Below are 15,845 nucleotides of genomic sequence, written 5' to 3' on the forward strand. Positions count from 1 at the left end.
CAACGTGATTGCAGGCATTCAGGCGCGTGGTTCGAGCGACGATTCCTTTTTAGAAAAGAATCGCCTCTCGAGCGCTCCAAGAAAAATCTTTTCGCCGGTCTTCCGACGGCGCTTTTGCGACCGGCTGATACGGAGCAGCACTCATAGCATCGTCTGCCCCACTGCCGCCTCCGATCTACGAATCCATCAGAGACAGCGACCAACCGGGAAGCGCCTGGAGAGCAGGGCCTTACAGGGGTTGAAAACCGGCGGGAAGCGCCTAAAAAGCGCGGCCTCGCAGGATGCACACGCAGAATGGGCAATCACTTTTTCCAAAGAAATACCTTAAATTTAATGCCGTAAAAATGCACTAACTTTGCATCAAAACTGCCGCAACAAGATATCCTTTGCCTATACAACTCAGGAGGCAGAGGATATGAAAACGCGGAAACATTTGAGCATTCGCATGGACGGGGAGCTCCACGATAAGCTCCAGTATGTAGCGACCTATGAAGGTCGTTCCATGAGCAGACAGATTCTCTATCTGATCACATCCAGCATCCGGGAATTTGAGCGGGAGCACGGCCCCATTACCCAGGGGGATCTCACCGATGCCGACGATTGACTTCCTCTGGGATCTTCTGTTTCCGCCCAAGTGCCCTTTCTGTGGGAGAATCCTGGAGCGGAGCGGAGACCTTCTGTGCCCCGACTGCCAGCGGGAGCTTCCCTGGCTGACCGGCCCGGAGGGGGAAAAGGCGGTGGACTTTACCACTGGCTGTGTGGCCCCCCTGCGCTATCAAGACCGCGTCCGGGATGCTGTCTGCGCCTATAAATTCGGCGGAAAAAGCGCCCGGAGCCGGGCCCTCGGCGCACTGGTGGCCCAGTGTGTGTCCGACCACGGCGGGAGCGCAGATTTGATCTCCTGGCCGCCCCTCTCCCGGAAGCGGCTCAGGCAGAGAGGCTACGATCAGGCCCGGCTGCTGGCCGAAGAGGTTGGAAAAGCTCTGGGCCTGCCCGTGGAGGCCACGCTGACCAAACGGGAGGTCCCGGCCCAGTCAGGGCTGACCGAAGAGGCGGAGCGCCGGGCCAACGTACGGGGAGCCTATGCTGCCCTGGATCCGGAGCGGGTCCGGGACAAGCGGGTGCTTCTGGTGGACGATGTGGTCACCAGCGGGTCCACCCTCTCCGAATGCGCCTGTATCCTGCGTCTGGCGGGGGCTTCGGAGGTCTCCTGCGCCGTGCTGGCCCGGGCCCGTTAAGATATTTTGCGGCTTTTTTGTCTAAGAAGATTGAAATGCGGGAAAAAAGTCGGTATAATGATTGAGATTGAAGATAAGATCATCAGGCTACAATAGAGCTTGTAAACGGAAAGACATTTGAGGTGCAGCTATGTTCAGTAAAGACATTGGGATCGACCTTGGCACTGCTTCCATCCTGGTTTACGTCAAGGGCAGAGGGGTCGTTTTGCAGGAGCCCTCCGTGGTGGCCATCGACAAAAATACAGGCAAGCTTCTGAAGGTGGGCACCGACGCCCAGCAGATGCTGGGCCGTACCCCGGGCAACATCGTGGCCATCCGCCCCCTGCGGGAGGGCGTCATCTCCGACTACGACATGACCGAGCGGATGCTCAAGGAGTTTATCCGGAAGGTGACTTCCTTCCGGCTCTTTAAGCCCCGTATCATCATCTGCGTTCCCTCCGGCATCACGGAGGTGGAGGAGCGGGCCGTCATTGACGCGGGCATCCAGGCCGGCGCCCGCCGGGTCTACCTCATCGAGGAGCCGGTGGCCGCCGCCATCGGCGCGGGCATCGACATCGCCAAGCCCGACGGACACATGGTGGTGGATATCGGCGGCGGTACCTCCGACATCGCCGTCATCTCCCTCTCCGGCATCGTGGAGTCCACCTCCATCAAGATCGCCGGCGACCAGTTCGACGAGTCCATCATCAAGTATATCCGCCGCAAGCACAACGTGCTCATCGGCGAGCGCACCGCCGAGGAGCTGAAAATGCGCATCGGATGCGTGTTCCCGCCCGAGGAGGAGCTGAGCGTGGAGATCAAAGGCCGCTGCCTCATGACCGGCCTGCCCCGGGTGTTCACCGTCACCTCCAGTGAGATGATCGAGGCCTTCGAGGAGCCCTCCGCCCGCATTCTGGAGGCCATCCACGGGGTGCTGGAGCGCACGCCGCCCGAGCTGGTGGCCGACATCTCCAACAACGGCATCATTATGACCGGCGGCGGCTCTCTGGTGAAGGGCTTTGACAAGCTTATCGAGTCCCATACCGGCATCGAGACCCGGGTGGCCGACGACGCCATCTCCTGCGTGGCCTACGGAACCGGAAAGAGCCTGGACTCCCTGGACGGCATGCAGGACGGTACCATCAACCTCTCCCGCCGCAAGCAGCTCAACGGATGAAGAAAAGGGCGGTCCTCCGCCGTACGGTCGGGGATCGCCCTGAAAAAGCCCCGCCTGTCTTTGCAGGCGGGGCCTTTTTGGAGGGAATGAAAATGAAAGAGACAGAGAGCACCCGAAAAAAGCGCCCCTTTTTCACCGTATCCAACCTGGCGGCCGCACTGCTTTGTTTTGCAGCCTTTCTGGCTGTGGGCCTGGGCGGCTACTACATCGTGGTCGGGGAATTCGTCAGTGCCGAGCTGGCGGCCATCTATGCCGTGCTGGCGTTGGTGGGTGGGATCGCCGTACTGCTGCGGCTGCGGCGGTTCACTGTGCTTTACTACCTGGGCTGCGCCCTGGGCTGGGCGGCGGGCTGGTTCGTCTCCGGGCTGAAAGGGGCGTTCGCCCCTACGGCCGGAAATATCTGCACCTTTTTTCTGATCGGCGTGTTCACCCTGTTTGGCGTGATCTTTGAGGGCAAGGGCATGAAGAAGCGCATGGCGCGCCGGAAGGAGGAACGGGCCAGGATCGAAGCCGCGGCGGAGACGGCGCGTCAGGAGAGTGAGCTGGAGCAGGCCAAGCAGGCCCGTCAGGCTGCCGGAGAGGTGCTGGCGCAGACGGTGGATGCGGTGGATGCACCGGAGGAAACGGCGGCTCCGACGGAGGCCGGCCCCATTCCCGCGGCAGCGGCCGAAGGGGAGAAGAGCCAGCAGGGCTGATCGGTCTGGTATACACCGAACGAAAGAACGGATGAGGGGCAGTCATGGGCATGGCCCGACGTCCTCTCATCCGTTTGTGCTTTCTGTTTCAGCGAATCAGTCCCCGGCGACCAGTGCCTCGCCCACCGTGTAGATATCGCCCGCGCCCACCGTGAGGATGAGATCCCCGGGCCGGGCCATCTCCCCCAGCCGCTGGGTGAGGGATTTCAGCGTGGAGAAGTACTCGCTGCCCGGGATGCGTTCAGACAGATCCCGGGAGGAGATCCCCAGGTCGTTGTCCTCCCGGGCGGCGTAGATCTCTGCCAGAAGCGTCACGTCGGGCTCGGAGAGCACATGGACGAACTCGTCGAACAGGGCCCTGGTCCGGGAGTAGGTATGGGGCTGGAAGGCGCAGATGACCCGCTGATAGCCCAGAGACATGGCCGTGGTGAGCAGGGCCTGCACCTCGCTGGGGTGATGGGCGTAGTCATCGTAGACATCGGCTCCGTGGTAAACGCCCTTTTTCTCAAAGCGCCGGCCGGCGCCGCGGAACTGGGACAGGCCCCGGGAGACCGCTTCAGCGGGGACGCCCAGGGACAGACAGGCCGCTGTGGCGGCCAAGGCGTTGCGGACATTGTGTTCCCCCGGCACCTGGAGAGCCGCATGGGTGAAGAACTCGCCCCGGCAGAACACGTCGAACTCCGGCATGCCTCGGTCATAGGTCAGATGTTCTGCGTGAACGTCCCCTTCGCTCAGGCCGAAGGTGAGTACCCGGCGGGTCTCCCCGGCCAGGGTGGTCATGGTGTTGGCGTCGTCCCGGTTGGCCACGATGAGGCCGGTGTTTTCCGGCACCAGGTCGGCAAAAGCCCGGAAGGAGTGCTCCACGTCCTGGAGATCCTTGAAGAAATCCAGGTGGTCGGCGTCCACGTTGAGGATGACGGCAATGGTGGGGAAGAAGGACAGGAAGGAGTTGCAGTATTCGCAGCTCTCCAGGATGATGGTGTCCCCCCGCCCGACCCGATGGCCCGCCCCCAGCAGGGGCAGGGTGCCGCCGATCATCACGGTGGGATCCATGCCCGCAGCCATGATGATATGGGTGCACATGCTGGTGGTGGTGGTTTTGCCGTGGGTGCCCGAGATGCACAGGGCGTTCTGGTAGCGCTTCATGATGGCGCCCCAGGCCTGGGCCCGCTCAAAGACCGGGATGCCCCGGGCCCGGGCGCCGGAGATCTCGGGGTTGTCGTCGTGCGCGGCGGCGGTGCGGATGACCAGCTCGCAGTGATCCAGATGCTCGGCGCTCTGGCCGATCTCCACTTGGATGCCCAGGGAGCGCAGATGCTTCACTGTGTCGCTCTGGCGTGTGTCGGAGCCGGTGATGACCATGCCCATGCCGTGGAGAACTTCGGCCAGGGGGGCCATGGACACCCCGCCGATGCCCACCAGGTGGGCCCGGCGTCCGGGATGCAGATAAGTTGTGATATCGATGTTTGTCATGGGTCGCACACCCTTTTTCATTTTAGTCGGTTGACATATTATTATAAGGCAGCAGGAGAAAATAGGCAAGGTAATTCTATACAAAAGAGTGGGCAGTTATACGAAAAGGAGCGGTTGAAATGGCATGGAAGGAACTGCCCGTCGGGCCGGCGGCATGTCTGGAGCGGCTGCGGGCCGCGGGCTGGGCGGCCTATCCGGTGGGGGGATGCGTGCGGGATCTGCTGCTGGGCCGGGCGCCGGGGGATGTGGACATCTGTACCGCTGCCAGGCCGGAGACGGTGTCGGCGTTGTTCCCGGGGGCAATTCCCACCGGACTGAAGCACGGCACGGTCACAGTCCCCACGCCGGACGGTCCGGTGGAGATCACCACCTTCCGCCGGGAGGGGGGATATGCCGACGGACGCCATCCCGACGCCGTGACCTTTGACGTGGGACTTGCCGAGGATTTGTCCCGGCGGGATTTCACGGTCAATGCCATGGCCCTTGGCCCCGACGGGACCGTCATCGACCGCTTCGGAGGGCGGGCGGATCTGGCGCGGGGGATCATTCGCTGCGTGGGGGATCCGGACCGGCGTTTTTCCGAGGACGCGCTTCGGATGCTCCGGGGGATCCGTTTCTGTGCCCAACTGGGCTTCGCCCTGGAGGGAAAAACTGCCGCGGCGATGGGCCGCAACGCCTTTCGGACGGCACAGATCTCCCGGGAGCGCATCCGTGTGGAGCTGGAAAAGACCCTTCTCTCTCCCCGGCCCCAGTGGGCGGGAGAGATGATCCGGCTGGGCCTTCTGGATCATTTGTATGCATTCGACCGGCCATGGGATCTGTCAGGCCTGTCTGCGCTGCCCATTCTGCCCGAGGCACGGTGGCAGGGCTTCTGCGCGGCCACCGGCTTTCCCATCGGGGCCCTCCCGGTGGAGCGGAAGCTCCGCCGGGCGGTGGAGCACCCGGAGCGGGCGGTCATTTCCACACTGGCGCTCTCCGGCGGGGATCTGATGGCGCTGGGGCTGACCGGGCCGGAGATCAGCGCGGCGCAAAAGCGGCTGGCCCGACATGTGCTGGACTGCCCGGAGGACAACACGGCCCAGCGTCTGAGGGAGATCCTGGCGGAGCAGAGCGGCTCCCACTCATGACACCCCCTTTTTCCGCATATAGATAGCGGGACGAGGAGGGCTTTGCCGATGGAGCGAAAACCAAAAAAAGAGGGCCTGCTGGAGAAGACCGCCCAGGCACTGGATCTGCCGGGGGAGGTGGTGGGGCTTCCGCGGGTGGAGATCGTGGGGCGACAGGAGCTGCGCATGGAGAACCACAGAGGCATCCTGGCCTACGGGCCCGAAGAGATCCTCATCAGCGGCGGGAAGCTCATCATCAAGGTGCGGGGGACCGGCCTGGAGCTGAAGGCAATGAACGCCGGGGAGCTGCTCATCACCGGGACGCTGCTCTCGGTGGAGCTGACGTGAGGGGGCGGGGATGTGGGACGAGTGGTCAATCTGCTCCGGGGGAGCGTGCGCCTGGAGGTGTCCGGCGCATTCCCGGAGCGTTTTTTGAATCTGTGCGCCCAGCGGGGCGTGGCTTTTTGGCGGGTGGAGTGGCCCGAGGAGCATGTGCTCCGCCTGACGGTGGCCTGGCAGGATCGAAAGGGGCTGGAGGATCTGGCCCGGCGGACGGGCTGCACCCTGGATGAGGCCGGACAGCGGGGGGTGCCGCCCTTTCTGCTGCGGTTTCGGAAACGGTATGCGCTGCTCATTGGGCTGGCCCTGGCGCTGACGGCGGTGATCGTGCTCTCCCGGTTTGTGCTGGTGGTGGAGGTGGAGGGGAACGAGACGGTGCCCGCTCAGGTCATCCTCACCGAGCTGCAGCGGGCGGGCCTGCGCCCCGGCGTCTACGGCCCGGGGCTGTCCGTCCGGGACATCTCCAATGAGGCTATGCTCCACCTGGATGATCTGGCCTGGATGGCGGTGAATCTACACGGCATTCGGGCCCAGGTGGTGGTGCGGGAGAAGGTGGCGAAGCCCGAGATGGTGGATGAGAGCGCCTTGGGGGACATTGTGGCCGAGGCCCCCGGGATCGTCACCCGGATGGAGGTCTGGGCGGGGGATGCGGCGGTGGCCGAGGGGGCGACCGTGCTGCCGGGGGATGTGCTGATCCGGGGCTCGGTGAAAATGGACCCGCCCCTTTACAGCGAGAATCCCCCCGAATGGATGCCGGTGCGGGCCATGGGCCGGGTGGAGGGACGCACCTGGCGTACGATGGCTGCCTCCATTCCGCTGGAAGCGGAGGTCAAGGAACTTACAGGCGACGAAAAAAGCGTTTATTCTCTGACGATTTTGGGGCAAAGGGTCAATTTTTACCAAAACAGTGGAATTCCCTTTGACAGATATGATAAAATAGCAAACACATGGAATTTGACCCTCCCCGGCGGCCTGGTCCTCCCCTTTGCGGTGCGGCGGGAGACCTTCCGGGCCTATCGGGCGGCCGCCGTCCCTGTGGAGGAGGCCGCGGCGCAGAGCATGCTGGAGAGCCGCCTGGCCGACCAGCTTCTGGAGCTGCTGGGAGAGACCGGGACGGTGGTCAGTCAGCAGTTTTCCGCCGTCCGGCGGGACGGGGCACTCACGGTCACCCTCACCGCCGAGTGCCGCGAGGAACTGGGCCGGTTCGTGCCGGCGGGATAGTTCAAATGCGCATCGGAATACGAAGGAGAGATCGGAATTTGATCGAACAGACCATCAGCGTGGAGCGGATGGAGGAGACTGTCAGCCTCTTCGGCTCCCTGGACGAAAACATCAAGCTCATTGAAAAAGACCTGGGCGTCGCTGTGGTGAGCCGGGACGGCCGGCTCAAGATCACAGGAGAGGACGGAGAGAAGGTCATTTACGCCGTCAAGGCGGTGGAGGGCCTGCTCACCCTGATCGGGCGCGGAGAGACCATCACCGAACAGAATGTGCGATATATCCTCAACCTGGTGAAGGCGGGCCACGAGGACAAGATCGGGCAGTTTTCCGCCGATGTGCTGTGCGTCACCGCCAAGGGCAAGCCCATCAAATCCAAGACGATGGGGCAGAAGCGGTATGTGGACGCCATCCGGAAGAATCTGGTGACTCTGGGCATCGGCCCTGCGGGCACCGGCAAGACCTATCTGGCGGTGGCGGCGGCGGTGGCGGCCTTCCGGGCCGGAGAGGTCAACCGCATCATCCTCACCCGTCCGGCAGTGGAGGCGGGGGAGCGGCTGGGCTTCCTGCCCGGGGATCTCCAGTCCAAGGTGGATCCCTATCTCCGTCCCCTCTACGACGCCCTCTTTGAGATGCTGGGCCCCGAGACCTATCAGAAGTATGTGGAGCGGGGGAATATCGAAGTGGCCCCCCTGGCCTATATGAGAGGCCGTACTCTGGATGACAGCTTCATTATTCTGGATGAGGCGCAGAACACCTCCCGGGAACAGATGAAGATGTTCTTGACCCGGATGGGCTTCGGTTCCAAAATCGTCATCACCGGCGACGTGACCCAGATCGACCTGCCCACGGATAAGATCTCCGGTCTGAAGGAGGCCATGCGGGTGCTGGACGGGGTGGAGGACATCGCCATCTGCCGTCTCACCGGCGCGGATGTGGTGCGCCACGTCATCGTACAGCGCATCATCAAGGCCTATGAGGCGGATGAAAGACGGGGAAGGGGGAAAAAGTGATGGCAAAGCGTCACTATATTCCCGTCACCGCCGACGTGCCGGGTGCGGCCACCCAGGGCAACTGCGCCCTCATCCGCAAGGTCATCCGCACCGCGCTGGAGGCCCAGGGGGTGGATTTCCCCTGCGAGGTGGACGTGTTTCTCACCGGGGACGCCGGGATCCAGGCCATCAACCGGGAGATGCGCAAGGTGGACGCGCCCACGGACGTGCTCAGCTTCCCGGAGTTTGAGCTCCGGCCGGGGGAGCTTCCCTCCCCGGAGGACGCTGATCCCGGAAGCGGGCTTGTCCCCTTGGGGGACATGGCCATTTCCATGGAACGGGTCTCGGCCCAGGCCAGGGAGTACAACCACTCCAAGCGCAGGGAGCTGTCTTATCTGGTGGTCCACTCAGTGCTCCATCTGCTGGGGTACGACCACCTGGACGAAGGGCCCATGAAGGCCCGGATGAGAGCGCGGGAAGAGGCCATTTTGGAAAGCCTGGGAATCGTCAGAGATCAGGATAAACCCAATGCGGCTGCCAATGAAAAGGCTCAAGAAAGTTGAGGATCACCTATGGAAAAGAAGAAAGCCGGCATGATCGCCATTGTGGGCCGCCCGAACGTGGGCAAGTCCACCCTCACCAACGCCCTGGTGGGCGAGAAGATCGCCATTGTCACCAACAAGCCCCAGACCACCCGCAACCGCATCTGCGCCGTGGTGGACCGGGGTGAGAACCAGTTCGTGTTCCTGGACACCCCGGGCCTCCACAAGGCCCGCACCCGGCTGGGGGACTATATGGTGAATGTGGTGCGCCAGAGCACGGCAGATGTGGACGCCGCCCTGCTGCTGGTGGAGCCCATCCCCAACGTGGGGGAGCCCGAGGCCGAGCTGATCGCCCGGCTGGAGGCTGCCAAGACCCCCACCGTGCTGGTCATCAACAAGATCGACACGGTGAAGAAGGAACAGCTTCTGGCGGTGATCGCCGCCTACACCAGGGAGCACACCTTTGCCGCCGTGCTGCCCATCTCCGCCCGGGAGGGGGAGGGCTTGGAGGAGCTCTGGGGGCTGCTGGAGGGCTATCTCCAGGAGGGGCCCCATCTCTTCCCCGCGGGCATGGTCACCGACCAGCCCGAGCGGCAGGTGTGCGCCGAGATCCTGCGGGAGAAGCTGCTGCTGTGTCTGGACAAGGAGATCCCCCACGGTACGGCGGTGGAGCTGACCAAGTTCTCCGAGCGGGACGACGGGGTCATCGAGGCCGACGCCGTCATCTACTGTGAAAAAGAGAGCCACAAGGGCATCATCATCGGGAAAAAGGGCGCCATGCTGAAAAAGATCTCCACCCTGGCCCGGGAGGACATGGAGCGCTTCATGGGCACCAAGGTGTTCCTTCAGACCTGGGTGAAGGTCAAGGAGAACTGGCGGGACAATCTGAATCTCATCCACAGCTTCGGCTATCGGGACGATTAAAGCGCATCGGCCATTTTGCGGCGAAACTGACGAAATTTGGCGCTGATAGTTTGGAGGAAACAGGGTCAAGCTATTCCCAGAGAGAAAAGGGAGGGCTGACCATGACCTCGGAAGCTGCCTGGGAACTTTTCACACGCACCGGACTGCCGGAAGCGTACAGTATCTATTGCCTGCTGAGGGAGGAAGAGGGTCGGGCGCAGAGCGCCTGACCCCATACATAGCCATGCACGTTGTGACAAAGGCCCTGGTGCTCCGTGAGGTCAACTACAAGGAGAGCGACAAGATCCTGACCGTGCTGGCCCAGGGCCAGGGGAAGCGGACGGTGAAGGCCCGGGGCTGCCGGAGGCGGAACAGCCCGCTGGCCGCGCCCGCCCAGCTTCTGGTCTGGTCGGACATGACGCTCTTTGACTACCGGGACTACTGGTCCCTCAATGAGGCCAGCACCCTGGAGGAATTCCGGGGGGTACGGGCCGACCTGGAAAAGCTGGCCCTGGGTTCCTATTTTGCCGAGGTCACCGAGGCGGTGGCCGAGGAGGGAGTGGAGACCCCGGGCCTGCTGCCCCTCATCCTCAATTCCCTCTACGCACTGGACAAGCTCCGCAAGCCCACTGCGCTGGTAAAGGCGGCCTTTGAACTGAAGCTGGCCTGCCTGGCGGGCTATGAGCCGCTGCTGGACGCCTGCGCCGTATGCGGAGAGAAGATGCCGGAGGAGCCCAGGCTGAACCTCTCCGCCGGCGTGCTCCACTGTGGGGGCTGCCGGGGCGAAGCAGGGGAAGAGGGGATCTCCATGCCGCTGGACGGGGCCTCTCTGGCGGCACTGCGGCATGTGGCCTATGGGGATGAAAAGCGGCTTTTCTCCGTTCAGGTCCCCCCTGCCTCGCTGGAGCGGATGGCGGGGGCCTGCGAGGGCTTCCTGCTCACCCAGCTGGAGCGGGGATTTCACACACTGGATTTTTACAAGCAGATCAAATTGCCGGGATGATTCTGCAAGTCTCGCTCCGGGAGACCGTACCGGCATCATTCCGATCAGGAGGCATTTTTCAATGACATTGGACGAGGGAAAAGCGGGAGAGAGCTACACCGTCTCCCGGATGGACCTGCCGGAACAGGTGGCACACCGGCTGGAGGCCCTGGGGATGACCCTGGGGACCCGGGTGTCCGTTCTGGGGAACAAGAGCCGGGGGACGCTGGTTCTCAAGGTGCGGGGCACCCGCTTCGCCATGGGGCGGGGCATCACCCGCAGGATCGGGGTGGCGTGAGATGGCAAAGCAGCTGACCGTGGCCTTCATCGGCAACCCAAACTGCGGCAAGACCACTCTTTTCAACGCCTATACCGGGGCCAACCTGAAGGTGGCCAACTGGCCGGGCGTAACGGTGGAGCGGGTGGAGGGCACCCTCAGGGACCACGACCTGAACATCCGGCTGGTGGACCTGCCGGGGACGTACAGCCTTACCTCCTACACCATGGAGGAGCAGGTCTCCCGCCAGTTTATCCTCTCAGACGAGGTGGACGTTATCATCGACGTGGTGGACGCCTCCGCGCTGGAGCGGAATCTCTATCTGACGCTCCAGCTTCTGGAACTGGGCAAGCCGGTGGTGCTGGCCCTGAACATGATGGACATCGTGGCCAAGCGAGGCATGGAGATCGACCTCCACCGCCTGCCCGAGATGCTGGGCGTGCCAGTGATCCCGGTCTCCGCCCGGAAGCGGACGGGGCTGGAGGTGCTGATGCACGCCGCTGCCCACCACGCCGGGATGAAGCACCATGACCCCATCATCCACGAGCACGAGTGGCACGGACATAGCGGGGCCGGTCCGGCGGACAAGCACGCGGAGTATGTCATGGTGTACGACGAGATGATGGAGTTTCGCATCGACGCTGTGTCCACCGTCCTGAAACGGAAGTGGCCCGATTTGGACAATCCCCGGTGGCACGCCATCAAGCTTCTGGAGGGGGACGGGGAGATCCGGGCCGGGTACCCGGTGGAACTGCCGGATATTTTGGACCGGAGCTATGAGACCGACATCATCAATCAGAAATACGATTTCATCGAAGAGATCATGGGGGAGGTCATGGTCCACCGGGAGGAAAAGGCTGCCCTCACCGAACAGGCGGACCGGGTCCTCACACACCCGGTATGGGGCCTGCCCATCTTTTTGGGGATCATGGCCATGGTGTTCTTCCTCACCTTCACCGTGGGCGACTTCCTCAAGGGCTATTTTGAGCTGCTCATCGAGTGGGCCACGGGCGTGGTGGGGAACACTCTGGCGGCCTGGGGGGTGGGGGAACTCCTCACCGCCCTCATCACCGACGGCATTCTGGCGGGGGTAGGGGGTATTCTGACCTTCCTGCCCAATATCTTTATCCTGTTTCTGGCCCTGGCCTTTCTGGAGGACACCGGCTACATGGCCCGGGTTGCGTATATCATGGACGGTATCATGGGCCGCCTTGGCTTGTCCGGGCGGGCCTTTCTCCCCATGGTGCTGGGCTTTGGCTGCACAGTGCCCGCCATCATGGCCTCCCGGGCGCTGGAGAACCGGCGGGACCGATTCAAGACCATGCTGGTGACTCCGTTCATGTCCTGTTCGGCCCGGCTGCCCATCTACATCCTGTTCTCCGGCCTCTTCTTCGGAAAATACGCCATGCTGGCCGCCTATTCCATGTATCTGGTGGGAATTTTAGTGGCGCTGCTGGTGACCTATGTCATCCACAGGGCGGAACAGGGAAAGGGCGTGGAGCCCAACGACCTGCTCATCGAACTGCCCGAATATAAAATGCCCTCGGCCCGGACGGTGGCGGTATATGTGTGGGAAAAGGTGAAGGACTACCTCACCAAGGCGGGCACGGTCATCTTTGTGGCCTCCGTTCTGCTGTGGTTCCTGCTGAACTTCGGCCCGGGCGGGTATACTGCTGAGATGGGGGAGAGCTTCGCCGCCCTGCTGGGCAAAGCCATCGTGCCGGTTTTGACCCCGGCAGGTCTGGGCTTCTGGCCGGTGGCCGTGGCCCTGATCGCCGGAATTTCCGCCAAGGAAGTGGTGGTATCTTCTACCGCCATTCTCTTCGGCGTCAACAACATCAACTCCGCCGCCGGGATGGCCGCGGTGTCCGCGGGGCTGACCGCCATGGGCTTCGGGCCCCTCAACGCATACTGCCTCATGGTGTTCTGCCTGCTCTACATCCCCTGTGCCGCCACCATCGGCGTCATCCGACGGGAGTCCGGGAGCTGGAAGTGGACGGTGGGGTCGGTGCTCTTCCAGGTGGTCACCGCTTGGGTGATGAGCTTTCTCATCTACCAGGTGGGGAGACTGCTGCTGTAATCAATCGAATCATCGAGGAACTGATATGCAGGACGAATTGTTTGAAAAATCCATTGAAACCCTGGAGCTGCCCAAAGTTTTGGAGCAACTGGCGGGTCAGGCGGTGACTGAGGAGGGGAAAGCCCGGGCTCTGGCCCTGCGTCCCTTTACCGACGCCGACGACGTGTCCCGGGCGCTGGATGAGACCACCGCGGCCGTGGAGCTGGTGAGCCTGCGGGGCACCCCCTCCTTTTCGGGGGTGCGGCCGGTGGCGGCCTCCCTCCAGCGGGCGGACATGGGGGGCGCGCTCAACACCCGGGAGCTGCTGGACATCGCCGCGGTCCTCCGCTGTGCCCGGGGGGCGATGGAGTACGCCTCCGGCAGCGAGAAAAAGACCCCCATCGACCCCCTGTTTCGGGGCCTGACCGCCAACCGCTTTCTGGAGGAAAAGATCACCGGCTCCATCCTCTCCGAGGACGAGATCGCCGACGCCGCCAGCCCTGAGCTGGCCGATATCCGCCGCCACAAGCGCGCCACGGCCGGGAAGGTGCGGGACATCCTCCAGCGGCTCATTTCCTCCAACCAGTCCAAGTATCTCCAGGAGCCTATCATCACCCAGCGGAACGGCCGCTATGTGGTGCCGGTGAAGTCCGAGTGCAAGAACGATGTCCCCGGCCTGGTACACGACGTGTCGGCCAGCGGCAGCAGTTTCTTCATCGAGCCCATGGGGGTGGTGAAGGCCAACAACGAGCTCCGGGAGCTGGAGGCCCGGGAGAAGAAGGAGATCGAGCGCATCCTGGCTGAGCTCTCCGCGGAGTGCGCCGCCCACCGGGAGGACATCCGGCAGGATTACGACTTTCTCATTCTTCTCGACGGCGTGTTTGCCCGGGCGGGGCTGTCCCTGCGGATGCAGGGGATGCCGCCTCAGATCGTGGAGCGGGGCATTCTCTTCCAAAAGGCCCGCCACCCCCTGCTCAACCGGGATACCGCGGTGGCCAACGATCTGCGTCTGGGGGAGGAGTTCGATACTCTGGTGGTCACCGGCCCCAACACCGGCGGCAAGACGGTGACCCTCAAGACGCTGGGGCTGCTGGTCCTCATGGCCCAGTGCGGCCTTCACATCCCCGCCTCCGGGGAGAGCCGGATGCCGGTGTTCCGCCGGGTGCTGGCCGACATCGGTGACGAGCAGTCCATCGCCCAGAACCTGTCCACATTCTCCTCTCACATGGTGAACATCGTGGGGATCCTGCGGGAGGCGGATGAGAAGAGTCTGGTGCTTTTTGACGAGCTGGGCGCGGGCACCGACCCGGTGGAGGGCGCGGCCCTGGCCGCCGCAGTCATTGAGGAGACCCGCAGTCTTGGCTCTCTGGTGGCTGCCACCACCCATTATGCCGAGCTGAAGGTATACGCCATGACCACCCCCGGGGTGGAGAACGCCTCCTGCGAATTTGATGTGGAGACGCTGGCCCCCACCTACAAGCTGCTCATCGGCGTCCCGGGCAAGTCCAACGCCTTTGCCATCTCCCGCCGTCTGGGCCTGCCCGGCCATGTCATTGACGCCGCGGGGGCGAGGGTGAGCGCTGAGAATGTCCGGTTCGAGGACGTGCTCACCCAGCTCGACCGCCAGCGCCAGGAGATGGAGAGGGAGAAGTCCGCGGCGGCGCAGCTCCGGCGGGAGACCGAGGAGTACCGCCGCCAGGCCCGGGAGTACCGGGACGGACTGGAAAAGGAGCGGGCCAAGGCGGTGGAGAAGGCCAACGCCGAGGCCCGGGCCATCCTGGATGAGGCCCGGCAGGCCGCCGACGACACCTTCCGGGAGCTGGACGAGATGAAGAAGCGCCGGAAGGAAGAGGAGGACTGGCAGCGGGTGAACGAGGCCCGGGCCGGCCTGCGCCGCAAGCTCAACGAGGCCGAGGACAGGCTGGGCTCGGCGCCCCGGGGCCCCGAGCTCCCTCCCACCCGCCCGGCGGGCAGGGGGGACACTGTGGAGCTTGTCAAGATGGGCGGGACCCGCGCCACGGTGCTGGAGGTCAAAAAAGACGGCACCCTCCGGCTCCAGGCGGGCATTTTGAAGCTCACCGCCCGTCAGGACGAGGTGCGGGTGACCGAGGGGGAGACCCAGCAGTCGGTGAAAAAAGTGGTGGAGCGGGCCGCCCACCAGCTCCGCAGCCTGGGGGCGTCCCCTGAGGTGGACCTCCGGGGTCTTACCGGAGACGAGGCGGTGGTGGAACTGGACCGCTTTCTGGACAATGCCGTCATGGGAAAGCTCCAGCAGGTCACCATCATCCACGGCAAGGGCACCGGCGCGGTGCGCAGGGCGGTGCGGGAGCACCTCAAGCGCAGCCCTTATATCAGGACCTTCCGCCCCGGCCGCTACGGCGAGGGCGAGGACGGCGTGACGGTGGCAGAGCTGAAATGAGTTGGATCCATGGGAAAAAGGGCCGAATCATTCGGAGATATGCCTGAGAAAAATGTGGAACGCGCAGGGCTGATCCCAGGTTTTTGTGTAAAATGCCATTGACTGTCAGCCTGAAATTTGCTATGCTATAAGAACAGTACCGCAATGTATTTTGGGGGGAAACTGCTATGTACATGAAAGAAGCTACCGTGAACAATCAGGTGGGTCTCCATGCTCGCCCGGCAACGTTCTTCATTCAGAAGGCCAATGAATTCAAAAGTTCCATCTGGGTGGAGAAGGACGAGCGGCGGGTCAACGCCAAGAGCCTCCTGGGCGTTTTGTCCCTGGGCATCGTCAAGGGTACCGCAATCAATTTGATTGCCGACGGTGCCGATGAAAAAGAGGCCGTCGAGGCCCTGGTGGAGCTGATCTCCGGCAATTTCGGAGATTGAGCGGAACATGATGCG

Annotated in this window: 16 protein-coding genes; 15 read left to right on the top strand and 1 reads right to left on the bottom strand. The window is 63.2% G+C overall.

Annotated features, from left to right (window positions below):
- The first annotated feature begins 415 nt into the window (after positions 1-415).
- The 4 genes from ACQRD3_RS01030 to ACQRD3_RS01045 all read left to right on the top strand — a co-directional run bounded on the left by ACQRD3_RS01030 (position 416) and on the right by ACQRD3_RS01045 (position 3,089).
- Positions 416-604: an Arc family DNA-binding protein gene (locus ACQRD3_RS01030; RefSeq protein ID WP_080907162.1), complete on the top strand. Its 189-nt coding sequence runs from the start codon at positions 416-418 to the stop codon at positions 602-604.
- Positions 591-1,238, top strand: coding sequence for a ComF family protein (locus tag ACQRD3_RS01035; protein WP_427779264.1), 648 nt, complete (start codon positions 591-593; stop codon positions 1,236-1,238). The genes ACQRD3_RS01030 and ACQRD3_RS01035 overlap by 14 nt, the downstream gene beginning before the upstream one ends.
- Before the next feature lie 130 nt (positions 1,239-1,368).
- Entirely contained in the window at positions 1,369-2,394 is a 1,026-nt protein-coding gene (locus ACQRD3_RS01040) for a rod shape-determining protein MreB (protein WP_080907164.1), read from the top strand.
- A 92-nt stretch (positions 2,395-2,486) separates the two neighbouring features.
- The gene (locus ACQRD3_RS01045; RefSeq protein ID WP_143476619.1) at positions 2,487-3,089 is read left to right on the top strand and encodes a hypothetical protein; all 603 of its coding nucleotides are present in this window, start codon (positions 2,487-2,489) and stop codon (positions 3,087-3,089) included.
- Between the two features lie 96 nt (positions 3,090-3,185).
- Here the strand turns inward: ACQRD3_RS01045 and murC are convergent, their stop codons facing one another.
- Positions 3,186-4,562, bottom strand: a complete 1,377-nt coding sequence (gene murC, locus ACQRD3_RS01050) for a UDP-N-acetylmuramate--L-alanine ligase (protein ID WP_427779266.1) — start codon at positions 4,560-4,562, stop codon at positions 3,186-3,188.
- Between the two features lie 119 nt (positions 4,563-4,681).
- Between murC and ACQRD3_RS01055 the strand changes: the two genes are divergently transcribed.
- The 11 genes from ACQRD3_RS01055 (at position 4,682) to ACQRD3_RS01105 (ending at position 15,830) form a co-directional block, all read left to right on the top strand.
- On the top strand, positions 4,682-5,689 hold the full coding sequence (locus ACQRD3_RS01055; protein ID WP_080907167.1) for a tRNA nucleotidyltransferase: 1,008 nt from the start codon (positions 4,682-4,684) through the stop codon (positions 5,687-5,689).
- Between the two features lie 48 nt (positions 5,690-5,737).
- Positions 5,738-6,016: a YabP/YqfC family sporulation protein gene (locus ACQRD3_RS01060; protein ID WP_427779269.1), complete on the top strand. Its 279-nt coding sequence runs from the start codon at positions 5,738-5,740 to the stop codon at positions 6,014-6,016.
- A gap of 12 nt (positions 6,017-6,028) precedes the next feature.
- Positions 6,029-7,228, top strand: coding sequence for a sporulation protein YqfD (locus ACQRD3_RS01065; protein WP_427779270.1), 1,200 nt, complete (start codon positions 6,029-6,031; stop codon positions 7,226-7,228).
- Positions 7,229-7,266: 38 nt separating this feature from the next.
- Positions 7,267-8,238, top strand: coding sequence for a PhoH family protein (locus tag ACQRD3_RS01070; RefSeq protein WP_080907170.1), 972 nt, complete (start codon positions 7,267-7,269; stop codon positions 8,236-8,238).
- The gene (ybeY, locus tag ACQRD3_RS01075; protein WP_427779273.1) at positions 8,238-8,780 is read left to right on the top strand and encodes an rRNA maturation RNase YbeY; all 543 of its coding nucleotides are present in this window, start codon (positions 8,238-8,240) and stop codon (positions 8,778-8,780) included. Before ACQRD3_RS01070 ends, ybeY begins: the two co-directional genes overlap by 1 nt.
- A 9-nt stretch (positions 8,781-8,789) precedes the next feature.
- Positions 8,790-9,683: a GTPase Era gene (era, locus tag ACQRD3_RS01080; RefSeq protein ID WP_080907172.1), complete on the top strand. Its 894-nt coding sequence runs from the start codon at positions 8,790-8,792 to the stop codon at positions 9,681-9,683.
- A gap of 223 nt (positions 9,684-9,906) precedes the next feature.
- A complete protein-coding gene (recO, locus tag ACQRD3_RS01085; RefSeq protein WP_080907173.1) occupies positions 9,907-10,665 on the top strand; it encodes a DNA repair protein RecO in 759 nt (252 codons plus the stop codon).
- Positions 10,666-10,726: 61 nt separating this feature from the next.
- Positions 10,727-10,942, top strand: coding sequence for a FeoA family protein (locus ACQRD3_RS01090; protein ID WP_427779276.1), 216 nt, complete (start codon positions 10,727-10,729; stop codon positions 10,940-10,942).
- A 1-nt stretch (position 10,943) separates the two neighbouring features.
- The gene (gene feoB / locus ACQRD3_RS01095) at positions 10,944-13,001 is read left to right on the top strand and encodes a ferrous iron transport protein B (protein WP_080907175.1); all 2,058 of its coding nucleotides are present in this window, start codon (positions 10,944-10,946) and stop codon (positions 12,999-13,001) included.
- Positions 13,002-13,026: 25 nt separating this feature from the next.
- Positions 13,027-15,399, top strand: a complete 2,373-nt coding sequence (locus tag ACQRD3_RS01100; protein WP_427779278.1) for an endonuclease MutS2 — start codon at positions 13,027-13,029, stop codon at positions 15,397-15,399.
- A gap of 167 nt (positions 15,400-15,566) precedes the next feature.
- Positions 15,567-15,830 (top strand): HPr family phosphocarrier protein, encoded by a 264-nt coding sequence (locus tag ACQRD3_RS01105; protein ID WP_080906106.1) that lies wholly within the window; start codon positions 15,567-15,569, stop codon positions 15,828-15,830.
- The last annotated feature ends 15 nt before the right edge of the window (positions 15,831-15,845 follow it).

Origin of the sequence: Candidatus Pseudoscillospira sp. SGI.172, from assembly GCF_050313575.1 — a bacterium.
GTDB lineage: Bacteria > Bacillota > Clostridia > Oscillospirales > Oscillospiraceae > Vermiculatibacterium.